The following is a 14,600-nucleotide window of genomic DNA, read 5'->3' on the forward strand; positions in this document are numbered from 1 at the left end:
TTATTTCTCCCCCTCATTATTGCGTGTAATTGCTTGAGTCATAATCCGTTGTTGTTCATTTTTATGGACAAGTGGATCTCCCTCAGCCGGGCTTGATCTGCGCTTCCTTCCTATATATGTTACTGAAAGATTGCCAGGAGCCGCTGCATTTAGGCGTGGTTCAACAAATGTCCAAGCACCCATGTTTTTAGGTTCTTCTTGAGCCCAGAAGATTTCTTTAAGATTTGTATATTTTTTCAGGGCTTCTTGAACTCCAGTGAATGGGAATGGATAAATTTCCTCGATACTGATGATTTGCAACCAATCTGTATTTTTTTCAGTTGCCGCTTTTTCACGAAGTTCAACCGCCAATTTACCTGATGCAAAAACAATGCGTTCAACCGATTTAGGTTTTTTGCCCAAAGCTTTGGTTTCTACGAATGATTCAAAAGAGCCTTCACTGAATTCTCCTGCTGTAGAAGCCATCACTTGATTACGAAGCATACTCTTCGGTGTCATGATGACAAGCGGGCGTACTTGCTCTTGATCCAAAATCTTAGCTTGTCTTCTAAGGATATGGAAGTATTGAGCTGCCGAGCTTAAGTTGGCAACTGTCCAGTTGTTTTCTGCCGCTAATTGAAGGAAACGCTCCAGGCGTGCACTTGAGTGCTCTGGTCCTTGTCCTTCATAACCGTGTGGAAGCAGCATGACAAGACCTGATTTTTGACCCCATTTTGCACGGCCTGCCGCGATGAATTGGTCAAAGATCACTTGTGCTGTATTAGCGAAGTCACCGAATTGTCCTTCCCATAATACAAGTGTCTCAGGTGCAAATACATTATAACCATATTCATAAGCCAGAACTGCCGTTTCAGTAAGCGGGCTGTTATGAACAGCGAATGATGCTTTGGCAGTTTCTAGTGTGTGAAGTGGTGAATATGTTTTTCCGTTAACACTATCATGTAACATGATATTACGTTGAGCGAATGTTCCACGCTCTGAATCTTGTCCTGTCAAACGGATTGGAGTGCCGTCACTCAATATGGATGCAAATGCCAATGTCTCAGCATGAGCCCAATCAACTTTTCCGTCAGCACCAAAGGAATCCAAGCGACGTGATAAGATCTTTCCTAATTTTTTATTAGGAGTGAATCCTTCTGGCCACTTAACAAGTTCTTCGTTAATTGTAACAAGTTCTTGTTTCGGAACTGAAGTATCAATGGCTGGAAGTCCTTTTTCAATAATCCCAGGAGGATTACATTCTTTAGAAGCTTCCGGTTTATTTCCGGAAATTTTCGCATATGCATCTGCAAGCCTTGTATCTACTTGCTCAGCAATCGCTTTAACTTCAGCTTCAGTGAACTCGCCAGATTGAATCAGTTTTTTTCCATAAAGCTCTTTAACGGTTGAGTGCTTATGAATTAATGCATACATTTCAGGTTGAGTCACCAATGGCTCATCCATTTCGTTATGGCCGAAACGTCTGTAACCGATCAGGTCGATCAAGAAATCCTTGTTGTATTTTTCACGATATAGGTTAGCAAGGTTCACAGCAGCCATACATGCTTCCGGATCATCTGCATTCACATGCACGATCGGCACTTCAAAGCCTTTGGCCAAATCACTAGCATATAAGGTAGAACGTGAATCTTCACTTTCCGTTGTAAAACCGATCATGTTATTCGCGATGATATGGATGGCGCCACCAACTTGATAACCGCGTAAACGGCTTAAGTTAAACGTTTCAGGTACAATTCCTTCACCTGGGAATGCTGCATCACCATGAATCAGGATTGCAAGAGATTTGGAAATGTCTTGAACCGGGAATCCTTTTTCAGAACGGTCTTCTTGTGCCGCACGAGAATACCCTTCCACGATTGGACCGACTACTTCCAAGTGACTTGGGTTATTGGCAAGTGTTATCCTTGCTTTTTGTATATTTGCTTTAGTTATCTGTTTATCCAGACCTAAATGGTATTTAACATCACCAGTCCATCCATTGTTAATGCCTGTTGAACCTTCGGAAGGAACCAAATCTTTATTCGGTGAATGTTGGAATTCAGAGAAAATGACCTCATATGGCTTTCCTAATACATGTGCAAGCACATTCAAACGTCCTCGGTGAGCCATGGCAATATTCACATTCCCCGTTCCGTTTTGAACGGTTTGTGAAATCATTTCATCTAAAATCGGAACCAAAGCATCCAGTCCTTCAATAGAGAAACGTTTTTGCCCTACATATGTGCGGTGAAGGAATTTCTCGAATCCTTCGACTTCATTCAATCGTTTAAGTAATAGTTCTCTTTTCTCTTTAGTCACTTCCGGGAACATGTTTCCGGATTCGACCATATCAGTAAGCCATTGCTTTTCATCCAAGTCATTAACATGGTGAAATTCAAAGGCTATCGTTTTTGTATAGAGTTGTTTTAGGTATTGTACGGCTTCGTATCCGTCTTTCACGTCTTCAGGTGATTCCGGGCAAATAAAGTCAGCCGGTATTTTCCTTAAATCATCTGCAGTCAAGCCATATTTTTCAAAGTGAATTTGTTCAGTGTCAAGAGCTTCTTCTTTTAAAGGATAAATATTTGCAGCAAGATGTCCGTATGCACGGATATTTTCAGCTAACTTTACTGCAGACATAATTTTCTTCATTGGAAGAACTTCTCCAGTTTGTACAGTTGGTGCACTTCCAATCGTTGTTTCTACCGATACATCGAATGAAGGAGGACCTGCTACTTCAAAAAAGTTTTTCAGTTCCGGATCCACTTCTTCCGGGTTGGCTAGAAATAGATCGTATTGCTCCATGACATACCCAAGGTTTGGACCTGAAAAAGCTTTCCAGTGGTCTAATACCTTAGAATCATTGATGGTCATTTTGTAAACCCCCAAATTTTTCTCATAATTTTTTTCATTACGTTTTATCCATCCCCAAATTTCTTTCTTCTAAATTTTCCCCAAATATATGATATATATAAGATATATAATAAATAACTTTGGTCATTGAATAATAAAATTTTAAAGGATAAAACGTTTTCAGATGTTATATTAACATGTTTTTGTCGAAATATCCAAAGGTTAAACAACTTTATGCAACCTTTTTGAAACTATATTTCTGTTTAATTCGTCAAAATACGCTTTTAATTGACTTTTTTGCTCATTTAAGTCTTTTTTTCGCTAAAAAAAGATTTTTGTATTTTTGTATAATGATTATTTTTCAGGTAAATTTAACTAGTTTGAAAACCCTTTCACTTCAATCAAACTTCCAAGCTGTTAAACTTAGATTGCCATATTGAAAGCTCCTGTGCAGGAGAGCTGCCTTTTTTTTGTCATCCCCTGACCCCATTGCGATGACCAATGGAATGAAATGCTCTTTGGAAGGCACAGCCTCTGTACTATAAGGGGCGGTTTTTTCATATTCAAACAAGGATTGCAAATCCCATTTCATGATTTTCTCTTCGACCCAGTTCTCAAACTCGATTGCCCATCCTTCTGCAACATGCATATCCTCCTGTATTTGGGTGAAATTATGGACAATTCCACCGCTCCCGATGATCAGGACATTACTTTCCTTTAATTCCCTCAATGTTTTCCCGATTTCATACTGCTTGTCCAATGGCAGCGCAGGACTAATGGACATAGATACGGTCGGGATATCAGCTTCGGGATACATGATATGCAAAAGCCCCCATGATCCATGATCTAGGGGGCGCCTTTCATCAAGTTCCCCCAATACACCTATCCTGGACAATAAGGTTAAAATTCGATCTGACAGCTCCAGGCATCCCCTAGCTGGATAAGTTATCTGAAATATTTCTTCAGGATACCCTGCAAAATCATAAATGACTTCATGCTTCCCTACTGCTGAAATCATTTGATCTTCACTTTCCCAATGTGCTGACAAAATAACGATGGCAGCAGGTTTCTTCATAGTTTGCATATAATCCTTCAAAAAAGAAGTGTAGTTATTCTTTTCCAAAGCTAATAGCGGTGTTCCATGTGATAAAAACAATGATGGCATCATAGAAACGATAAATCCTTTCGCATTGTAATCTCAATACCCTATACCTTAATTTACTATAGATAAACATTGTGTTCATCAATTAAATTGCAATTTCGGGGTTGTCTCATCAATAGTATCAAAGGTATACCCTTCTTTTTTAAGAAATTCAATTATATCAGGCAATGCTTTCACTGTATTCTTCATACTATTGATATCATGCAATAAGATATTAACATGCTTTTGATTTTTCGTCCCTTTTTGTACGGCAGTAATGATTTGTTGTTCACTTATTGACGGACTGAAGCCATCTGTCGAGTCAATGGACCAATCAAAGTAAATATACCCTTTTTCCTTTAGTTGTTGAAGGATTCCATTGATGATGGGTTTCGTTGCAGCCTGATGCCTCAGACGATTATTCGAGCCGCCAGGAAGGCGCACAATACGGCTTTTTATCCCATACTCCTTTTGCAGCATGGTTTCAAGCCTATTCAAATCTTGAAAGAAACTCTCAGTCGATCGATAAACGATGGAATAATCATGTGTATAAGAATGAAGGGCAATCGCATGACCGCGGGAAACCATTTCCTGATAACTTTCCTTTGCGTATGGTTCTTCATTCCCTTTAACGAAAAATGTGGCCTTAACATTATAGCGGTCCAAAATATCCAATATCTTCATGGTATTCAAAGATGGTCCGTCATCGAAAGTCAAATAAGCGATTTTCTGATTTTCCTTACTTTTTAGAATCGGTGTCATCTCTTCAGGAACCATTGCATGTACTTGAATGTTCTGGACATCCACAACCAACAAAATAATAATGAAAGAACCCGCCATGGAAAGAAATAATTTCAGGATATTCTTCATAGGTGTTGCATCCCCTTCCTTTTGACCATTAAGATGTACCAATTAAGGGGTTTCATGCGTAATAAGGCAGCGGTAAAAAATACCGCTGCCTTTATTAAATGAGTTATCGATCAACATTAAAGTAGCGGGCCTCAGGATGTGCAAAAACAATGGCTGACACGGAAGCCTCTGGTTCCATCATGAATCCTTCAGTCAATTCCACGCCAATATCCTGTGGTTGTAACAGGCGGAATAGCTTCTCCTGGTCTTCCAGATTAGGACAAGCAGGATAACCAAATGAAAACCTTTGCCCGGTGTACTTAGCAGCAAACCGCTCTTTCATGGACATTTCAATTGGATCGCTGATACCTAAATCATCCCGCATTAATTGATGAATTCTTTCCGCGAAACCTTCAGCTGTTTCGAGAGCAAGTGATTGAAGGGCGTGATTTTTCAAGAAATCACCTTCAAGCTTTAGTTTTTCTGCCCATTTTCTGATCCCTTTTCCGGCAGTGACCAGGAAGAAACCAACATAATCCATTTGCCCGGAGGAAATCGGTTTCGCGAAATCCGCTAAACAAAGATGCGGATTCGTATCTTGCCGGGGGAAGTCGAAAGTTTCCAAAACCTCGTTATGATTGTCCGGGTTGTAAACCAATAGCTTATCTCCTTCGCTTTGAGCAGGGAAAAATTGATAAACTGCATTCAAGCCATAATCCGGTTCCGTCTTTAGGAATTCAATCAATTCATCAACGAGATCATTGAGCTGCACTGCTTTTTCATTCCCTTGCTTAAGCAATTCGGAAACTTTACCTTTTAACCCCAAATGATGTCCAATCAGCATTTGCCTATTAATATACGGCTGGATGACATCCAATGGATAGTTTTTCAGGACGTGACGCTTGATGTCACGCGGTTTTTGAACAGGAGCATCGCTTAAAGGCGCAGCTGTGGACTGCTTCCGAACAGGTTTTTCCATCGTGGCAGCAATGGCGGCATTCGCTTTCGCTCTTTCTCGTTTCTCGACTAACTCTTCCAAGTACACCACTTTTTTGTCAGAGTCATGTAAAATATTCGTTACAGCCAAACCATCCATCGCATCTTTGGAATATAAAACCGGTCCTTCATATTCAGGTGATATTTTAAAATCGGTGAATTTACGGGATAATGCTGCCCCTCCCACTAAAATTGGGGTATCTATTCCCGCTTGCCTTAAATCCTGTGCCGTTAAAACCATTTGCTGTGCAGATTTGACAAGTAACCCAGATAGGCCAATGATGGTTGGCTCATGTTTTCGAACCTCTTCTATGATTTGTTGGGGTGCGACCTTTATTCCCAAATCAATGACTTCATAGCCATTATTGGATAGGATGATATCCACTAGGTTTTTCCCGATATCATGCACATCTCCCTTGACAGTCGCCAAAAGGATTTTCCCTTTCTTAGCACTATCTTCAGAGTTTTCCATTAGTGGTTCAAGGTGAGATACAGCCGCCTTCATCGCTTCAGCACTCTGAAGCACCTCTGCGACAATAAGTTGGTTGTCATTAAATAACCTCCCCACCTCACTCATGCCATCCATCAATGGTCCATTGATGATTTCCAATGGGGTGTCACCGCGCTCAATCGCTTCATTTAAATCATCAACTAATCCTTCTTTCGTTCCTTCGATAATATAGTTACCTAAACGTTCATCCAATGGCAGGATCACACCATTATCCTTTTTCTCCGCTTTTTTCCCACGATAAAACTCGGTAAAAATCGCCAACGTTTCAGTTGAAGTCTCAAACAGGAGTGCCTCGGCCAATTTCACTTCCTCTTCCGGTATCAAAGCGAAACGTTCAAGTTTTTCTGTATTCACGATAGCATAATCGAGACCGGCTTTTGTACAATGGTAAAGGAAAACTGCATTTAATATTTCCCTTCCCCTCGCTGGCAGACCGAAAGAAACGTTAGAAATGCCAAGTATCGTTAGGCATTCCGGAAACTTTTCTTTAATCGCCTTTATTCCATTCACCGTTTCCAATGCAGATCCAATATATTGTTCATCCCCTGTGCCTACAGGAAATACAAGCGGATCAAAAATGATGTCACTTTTGTTTAGACCGTACTTATTAACCAGCAAATTCACAGACCGTGTAGCCACTTCCAATTTCCGTTCAGCATCGACGGCCATCCCAGTTTCATCAATCGTTCCTACGACAACGGCAGCACCATATTGATGGACTAAGGGTACTATTTTTTCAAAGCGCTCTTCACCATCTTCAAGGTTTATGGAATTAATGATCGATTTTCCTTGTGAATGTTTTAATGCTTGTTCAAGTACGACTTCATCCGTAGTATCGATGACCAATGGGACTTTCACTTTTTTGACGACCTCTTCCACAAATTCCTTCATATCGCCTAGCTCATCCCCATCAGGATCAGCAAGACAGATATCAATGACATGGGCGCCTTTTTTTACCTGGTTACGTGCAATTTCGGCAGCTGGCTCGTAATGCTTTCCACGTATCAGCTCCTTGAATTTTCGGGAACCGATAACATTCGTTCTTTCACCTACGAATAAAGGACGCATTGAATCATCATAAATTAGCGGCTCTATGCCCGATACGGCATGACCATGGGCTGCTTCCGTAATTGTACGGGGCTTCATGCCTTTGAGGACCCTGGAAAGTTCTTTAATATGTTCTGGTGTCGTACCACAACATCCGCCAATGATATTGACCCATCCCTTTTCGGCAAATTGCTTCATTTTCTCTGCAAGGGAAGTAGGTGACTCATGATAGTGACCTTCTTCATCAGGAAGCCCGGCATTCGGATAACAGCTGATGGCACTATTTGATATATCTGCAAGTGTCCTGATATGGTCTATCATGAATTCCGGTCCTGTTGCACAATTCAGGCCGACCGCAACGGGCTTCATATGTTCAACCGATAAATAAAAAGCTTCTATGGACTGGCCGGCAAGTGTCGTACCCATCGGTTCGATTGTCCCTGATATAATGACAGGTACATCCTTTCCTGTTTTAGCGAATGCTGCTTTGATTCCGGAAAAGGCAGCCTTGACATTAAGCATATCCTGACACGTTTCCACCAATAGCAAGTCTACCCCGCCATCCAAGAGACCCAGTGCCTGCTCTTCATAAGAATCGGTTAAAATATCAAAAGTCGTTCCACCTGTTACGGAAAGCGTTTTTGTAGTGGGTCCCATCGAGCCAGCTACATACCTTGGCCATTCATCATTGGAATACTTTTCACAAGCTTTAACGGCAAGCTCAGCTGATATCTTATTTAGCTTGTAAGCGATAGTGCTTATTTCGTATTCCTCAAGAACGATACTGGTCGCTCCGAAGGTATTTGTTTCAATGATATCTGCACCTGCTGCCAAATATTTTTCATGGATGGATTGAATGATTTCCGGTTGCGTCAGTGATAAATATTCATTGCAGCCCTCGAATTGTTCCCCGCCAAAATCCTCGACTGTCAAATTCTCCGCTTGAAGCATTGTTCCCATCGCCCCGTCAAGAAGGAGAATCTTAGAATTTAACTGATCTTGAATCGCTTTTTTATTCATGTACTGCCACCTCTGATGTATGTTTACTATCGACTTTTCTAATATATTTCGTAAGTTCCGCCGTCATTTCATAGCGAAGGAACGGAGTGATTAAATATATGCCCTTGAATTTTTCCCTTGCCGCGTCCACTAGCTCTCGCGCAATATTCACTCCTTCAATCCTTGACTTTACAGGGTCATCCCCTGCTAACGCCATGGCCCTTCTAACATTATCAGGCAATTTGATGCCTGGGATCTCATTATGGATGAATTCGGCGTTCCGGGTGCTTGTCAAGGGCATGATACCGATGAAAATCGGGGTTTCTAAATGTTTTGTGGCTTCATATACTTCTTCGATTTGCTCCACGGAATAGATTGGCTGTGTCAAGAAGGATTGGGCACCGCAGGCAATCTTCTTTTCCATTCTCAGTACGGCTTTATCCAGATATTTCACATTGGGATTAAACGCTGCCGCAATTTTGAAATTTGCCCTTTGGCCCAAACTTTGACCGGAATAGGAAAGACCTTCATTAAATTGTTTGACCATACTTATTAGGTCAAAGGAAGATAAATCATAAACCGAAGTGGCCCCCGGGAAATCCCCAATTTTTGAAGGGTCTCCGGTGATGATCAATATTTCGTTCAGCCCCACCGTCTGCAGACCCATTAAATGTGACTGCAGGCCAATCAAATTTCGATCACGGCATGTTATATGCACCATCGGCTCTATATTCAATTGGTTCTTCAGTAAATTAGCCAGTGCATCATTCGATATCCTTGGTGAGGCAAGCGAATTATCCGCTAATGTAATGGAATCGACCCCTGCTTTTTTCAAAACCTCGGCACCAGTCATGAAGCTCTCTATACCTAACTTTTTCGGTGGATCAAGTTCAACTAGAATCGTCCTTTCTGTTTTGGCCTTTTCGAACAGGGGACGTTCCAATTCTCTATCATTCACTTCAATTATTTCTATTTCACGGGATTTCGTAAATTTCTCTTTCACAGGAGCCAAACTTCCAATCGCATTCTTTACAGCTTGAATATGCAGCGGAGTCGTTCCACAGCACCCTCCTATGATCGCGGCACCCTGCTCACGAAGTTCTAGGGCACTTGAACCGAAATATTCCGGCACAGCTTTATAGACGAGCCTTCCATCCACATAATCCGGGAGGCTGGCATTTGGGTATATGGCAATTGATGCTTGCTTTGGCAAACTCACTTCTTCCAAGGCCCGAATCATATGATGTGGACCGAGACGGCAATTCACGCCAACAACATCGGCACCCAATTGCTCGAGTTTTTGAAAGGCTTCATTTAAATGGATTCCATTTTGAAGATTTCCCAGTTCATGCATCGAAACATTTGCGATGATCGGCAGTCCAGTTTCATTTTTAACGATTTGCAGGACGGTTTCCAGTTCTTCCAGGTCATAAAATGTTTCCAAGAGAATCCCATCAGGGTTTTCCATCAAAAGACTGTATAGCTGTTCACGAAAACCCCGTTTTATCTCTTCAATACTTAAATCCGATTTCCTGATGCTCCGCTGTGCCCCTATGGTACCGAAGACGTATGCCTTTCCTTTTGCCGCTTTTTTAGCAAGAATGACTCCCTGGCGATTGATTCTGCTTACTTCATCTTCAAGTCCATACCGTTTCAATTTGTTGAAATTGGCTCCATATGTATTCGATTGAAGGATATCTGCACCAGCTTCCAGATAGGCACGGTGGATGGACTCTATTTGATCTGGGTTCGTGCAGTTTAATTCCTCATAACATTGATCGATGCCATTTGAATACAATAAGGTCCCCATTGCCCCTTCCCCAACCAGTATTCTTTCTTTCACGTCTTTACGAAAATTCATCATTACACCCTCTCTCAAAAACAATCCTGTTTTTGTCGTATTCTATGAGTATGAGAGAAAAGGAAAAAAACCTTCTCAAAGAAGAAGGTTTTTTGAAACATTCTCCTCATCTATCAAGCTCTGCTTGCTGGATTTAGCACCTTTGCCTAAGCTGGTTGCTGAGGTTTCTTCGGGCCAGTCCCTCCACCTCTCTCGATAAGATCCATTATATAATTTTCACAAGATTTCAAAATTTGATTATATTTAATTTACATTAATAATCTGTCAATTTCAATACCTGATCGACATTTTTTTCACTTTTGCAAAAATCATTCAATCTTTTACAACTTGAACCCTCTTCAAGATCCTTTGTTTCCAGTCTTCCGCTAACGAGTCTAGTGTAAGTAAAGCCTTTGCGCCTTCCAGCCCATCTCGTTTATGAAGAATTACCTCTGCTGCATAATGAACTGAAATTTTTTCTTGCAAACGATCTATCAGCACAATCTCGTTTTGTTTAGTTATCGTTCCTTCTTGAAGTACTCTTGCAAAATAACCAGTGAAACTCGTTTTCAGCACGAGTTCCAAAAACTTAGGTTCTTGATTGAAGTGGGAAATGGTCGAACAAGGTATCCTCCCTTGGTTAATTTGAACAATCACTTCTCCTATTTGATAAATATCGCCGATATACGTTGATTCTTCCCTCATCCCCGCTATGGTTAAATTTTCACCGAATGCAGGGATTTCCAGCTTTTTAGAGAATTTTTCATTCCATAATGAATAATGCTCAAAGGGGTAAAAACACAAAGCGCGATCAGGACCTCCATGGAACTTTACATTACCTACCCCATCACCAATTATACCTGATTTAGTCACTGTCACATTATCCTTTGCTTGTTTATCCATTGCTGAAAAGATATCGATATTCGAAAAAATTTCATGCTTCGGCTTCCCGGCATGAAGTGCTCTGATTTTTCCATTTTGCATTTTGCATCTTCCATTCATATTTAATGTAAATCATCCTGTATGTATAAATTATACTAAAAATCCATTTTATTCTGTAGTTTTTTATAAGAATATGACAATGCAAAAGCCATATGAGCCGTTAAGTGGGCGAAATATCATTGATTTCCAGAAAAATTCATAGGTTAGTTTCAGTAATTTTGTTGCTATTTCAGAATTAAATATGGTAGAATATGAACACAATATATAGTCGAAAACTACAACCGTTCGCCTATATGTTGATTTTCACGATTGAATTCCTCATTGTCGCTCTTTAGGGAGCGAATTTTTTTTGCCTTCATTTCCACCTATCATTTTCTTTTAATTCCATTCTGCTTCTTACATCGTGATCCACTTACATATTTCACTATCTTTACCTATGTAAATCTCCCCCTGTTAATTCACTTTCATTACCTTACTAGAAGGCAAATCCCCTTGCTAAAACAAGCAGAAAGCCGAGCGACATCATGTGTCTTCCGCTCAGCTTCCTGTTTAAGCTTGTTTCTTTTTTTTCGGTGCCACTTTCTTTCGGGTCGTCTTTTTCATTTGCGGTTCATCATGTTTCGTTCGGTCAATGGATGCCTGTAACGCCTCCATTAAATCGGTTACATTGTTGGAAACTGGTTCTTTTGTTTTGGCTGTAATCGTCGTCTGTCCAGCTTTCTTTGATTCAATCAATTCAAGTAACGCGGTTCGATAGTCATCGGTGTATTTTGTAGGGTCGAAAGTAGTCGTTAATTGATCTATCAATAATACGGCAGTATCGATTTCTTTTTTTACAATGGTATCATTGGCAGGGATATTCGGAACATCCGCTGTAGAGCGGACTTCATCCGGATAATGAATCGTTTCCATCACCAAGGTATTATCAACGACTCGGATTACCGCCATTTGTTCTTTAGAGCGAATGATGATTTTCGCTAACCCTACCTTATTCGATTCCTTGAGGGCCTGCCTCAAAAGGGAATAAGCTTTTATCCCTCCGTCATTAGGGGACATATAATAACTCCGGTTAAAATAAATGGGATCTATTTCTTCAATTTTAACGAAATCCACGATTTCCACGGCTTTTTCTTCGTTTTGTTTTTTCAGTTGTTCTAGTTCATTGTCTTCCAACACAACAAACTTTCCCTTTGTATACTCAAAAGCGCGGACTATATCATCCTTCCCCACTTCTTTCTGGCATACCGGACAAACCTTTTCGTATTTAATCGGCGAATGACATTCCTTATGCAACGTCCTCAAAGAAATATCCTTATCCTCCGTTGCGGCATGAAGTTTGATCGGAATGTTCACCAAACCGAATGATATGCTCCCCTTCCACATCGTATGCATATTCGTCACCTCATAACTTATTTTTAAAGAGAAGAACAATTTTATTATTCCCCTTTGTTCAAAAAAAACCGAAAAAACAATTGCCAACTCTAACACTTCGTTTTTTTGGCAAAATAATGTTAATCAATTATTTGCGGAGGTAAATACAAAAATGAAACCGATGCTGCCAACCTATTACCCCGAAGCCCCCAACTCCAAGGATTGGCGTTATGAAGTCAAATATGACGGCTTTAGGGCTATTTTAACGATAGACTCCGATACCATAAGCATTTCAAGTCGGAACGAAAAGGAATTATCACCACAATTCCCGGAAATCATTGCTTACATCAAAGATCTGGACCTGGAAGAATATCTCCCGCTTCAGTTAGATGGAGAATTGGTCTGGCTTACCAATCAGGCGAAAGCCGACTTTTTTCAAATACAGTGGCGAGGACGCCTTGGAAAACAATCCTTAATTTCAGAAAAAGCCCGTTTTTCCCCATGCCGGTTTATAGCGTTTGACCTGCTTAGCATCAGCGGAAAAAAAGTAGCGGCTAAACCTATGGAAGAACGAAGGAAATTGATGTTGAATATGGGGGCAAATCTTGGCTTTCCTATGCCTCCTGATCCCAACGATAAGGCTTTGATACAATTAATAGAGAGTTTTGACGTTTTGGATAATGCCTTGAATAAGGTCGCCCTATTAGATGGCGAAGGGGTTGTCGCCAAGGAAATTCGGGGTACTTGGCAAGAAGGAAAACGTACTACCTCTTGGATTAAGGTGAAAAATTGGAAGACCGTTTCTTGTTTCATTACAGCATTGCACAAAGAAAATGGTTACGTTTCCCTAGCAGTTTTCAAAGAAGGTGCCGTAACGAAAATCGGAAGTGTTAAAAATGGACTGAGCGCTCAAGATAAAAGGATATTGCATGAACTGATCAAGCAAAATGCATCAGACGAAGACGCACAATTTTTTTATATCCAGCCATCCATTTGCATCGAAGTTCAATACTTACACGTGTATGAGGTAAATGAATTGCGTGAACCTCAGTTTTCGCAATGGCTTTTACAAACGGCTCCCGAAGAATGTACCTGGGAGAAATTCGTGCTAGGTCAATACACATTTCCAGATACTGTACAAATAACTTCCAGGGATAAACCGCTTTGGATAACAGGAGATGAACAGGTGGTAAAAGTTGAATACCTTCACTATTTACGGGAGGTTTCAGCTTTCTTCTTACCCTTCTTGAAGGATAAACTGCTTACGACGATCCGCTATCCTCATGGCACTTTGGATAAAGAAAGATTTTTCCAGAAAAACAAACCTGATTATGCGCCGTCCTTTATTAAAACGTTCATTGATGACGATATCGAGTATATGCTATGTAACGATATTGAAACGCTTCTTTGGTTTGGCAATCAACTTGCATTGGAATTCCATGCGCCATTTCAGAAAGCCGGTAAAACACGACCCGACGAAATCGTCCTGGACTTGGATCCTCCTTCCATCGAATTTTTCTCCTTAGCGAAAAAGGCCGCACAGGAAATAAAAAAGGTGATGGAATCATTAAGGATAAAAGCCTTTGTAAAAACTTCAGGTAACAAAGGACTGCAAATTCACATCCCACTGCCTGAAGACAGATTTACTTATCAGGAGACACGGATTTTCACCGACTTTCTCGGTGACTACTTAACAAGTTCCAACCCAAATAATTTTACAACGGAAAGAATGAAAATTAATCGGCATAATCGACTATACTTGGACTTTGTGCAGCATAGTGAAGGAAAAACCATCATCCTTCCTTATTCCCCGCGGGGAAATTCTTTCGCTGGTGTGGCTACACCTTTGTTTTGGGAGGAAGTGGACGATAGTCTCCAGTTAGAGGACTTTACGATTGAAACCATACCAAATAGAATAAAAAGGGAAGGGTGTCCATTTATGGATTACAGACTCGTCGATAATGGACCAGCCTTTTTGGAAGTATTGTCGTTCCTAAAACAAAAAAAGACCAACTAAAGAAGATAAAGTTAGACACTTCATTTATTAAAGCAGCCCTTTAGGGTATGAACTA

Annotated in this window: 8 protein-coding genes and 1 riboswitch; of the genes, 1 reads left to right on the forward strand and 7 read right to left on the reverse strand. The window is 40.7% G+C overall.

The genetic code is table 11. From position 1 onward, the window contains the following. From MKY17_RS15955 to MKY17_RS15985, 7 genes are all read right to left on the reverse strand, one after another. Entirely contained in the window at window positions 1–2,853 is a 2,853-nt protein-coding gene (locus MKY17_RS15955) for a 2-oxoglutarate dehydrogenase E1 component (protein WP_098369381.1), read from the reverse strand. Window positions 2,854–3,229: 376 nt separating this feature from the next. After that, window positions 3,230–4,000, reverse strand: coding sequence for a class III extradiol ring-cleavage dioxygenase (locus MKY17_RS15960; protein WP_098369380.1), 771 nt, complete (start codon window positions 3,998–4,000; stop codon window positions 3,230–3,232). Between the two features lie 75 nt (window positions 4,001–4,075). Further along, a complete protein-coding gene (locus tag MKY17_RS15965) occupies window positions 4,076–4,843 on the reverse strand; it encodes a polysaccharide deacetylase family protein (RefSeq protein WP_098369379.1) in 768 nt (255 codons plus the stop codon). Window positions 4,844–4,946: 103 nt separating this feature from the next. Continuing rightward, on the reverse strand, window positions 4,947–8,396 hold the full coding sequence (metH, locus tag MKY17_RS15970; RefSeq protein WP_098369378.1) for a methionine synthase: 3,450 nt from the start codon (window positions 8,394–8,396) through the stop codon (window positions 4,947–4,949). Next, window positions 8,389–10,236 carry a bifunctional homocysteine S-methyltransferase/methylenetetrahydrofolate reductase gene (locus tag MKY17_RS15975; protein WP_098369377.1) on the reverse strand — a complete coding sequence of 616 codons (1,848 nt, stop codon included), beginning with the start codon at window positions 10,234–10,236 and terminating at the stop codon, window positions 8,389–8,391. The genes metH and MKY17_RS15975 overlap by 8 nt, the downstream gene beginning before the upstream one ends. Window positions 10,237–10,339: 103 nt before the next feature. Further along, window positions 10,340–10,438: riboswitch (SAM riboswitch) on the reverse strand. A gap of 110 nt (window positions 10,439–10,548) precedes the next feature. Next, window positions 10,549–11,199, reverse strand: a complete 651-nt coding sequence (locus MKY17_RS15980; RefSeq protein WP_179890958.1) for an MOSC domain-containing protein — start codon at window positions 11,197–11,199, stop codon at window positions 10,549–10,551. A gap of 507 nt (window positions 11,200–11,706) precedes the next feature. Next, window positions 11,707–12,549 carry a Ku protein gene (locus tag MKY17_RS15985; protein ID WP_098369620.1) on the reverse strand — a complete coding sequence of 281 codons (843 nt, stop codon included), beginning with the start codon at window positions 12,547–12,549 and terminating at the stop codon, window positions 11,707–11,709. A gap of 151 nt (window positions 12,550–12,700) precedes the next feature. Between MKY17_RS15985 and MKY17_RS15990 the strand changes: the two genes are divergently transcribed. Beyond that, window positions 12,701–14,545 (forward strand): DNA ligase D, encoded by a 1,845-nt coding sequence (locus MKY17_RS15990; RefSeq protein ID WP_098369375.1) that lies wholly within the window; start codon window positions 12,701–12,703, stop codon window positions 14,543–14,545. Window positions 14,546–14,600 lie beyond the last annotated feature (55 nt).

This window comes from Peribacillus sp. FSL P2-0133, from assembly GCF_037975445.1.
Classification (GTDB): domain Bacteria; phylum Bacillota; class Bacilli; order Bacillales; family DSM-1321; genus Peribacillus; species Peribacillus simplex_E.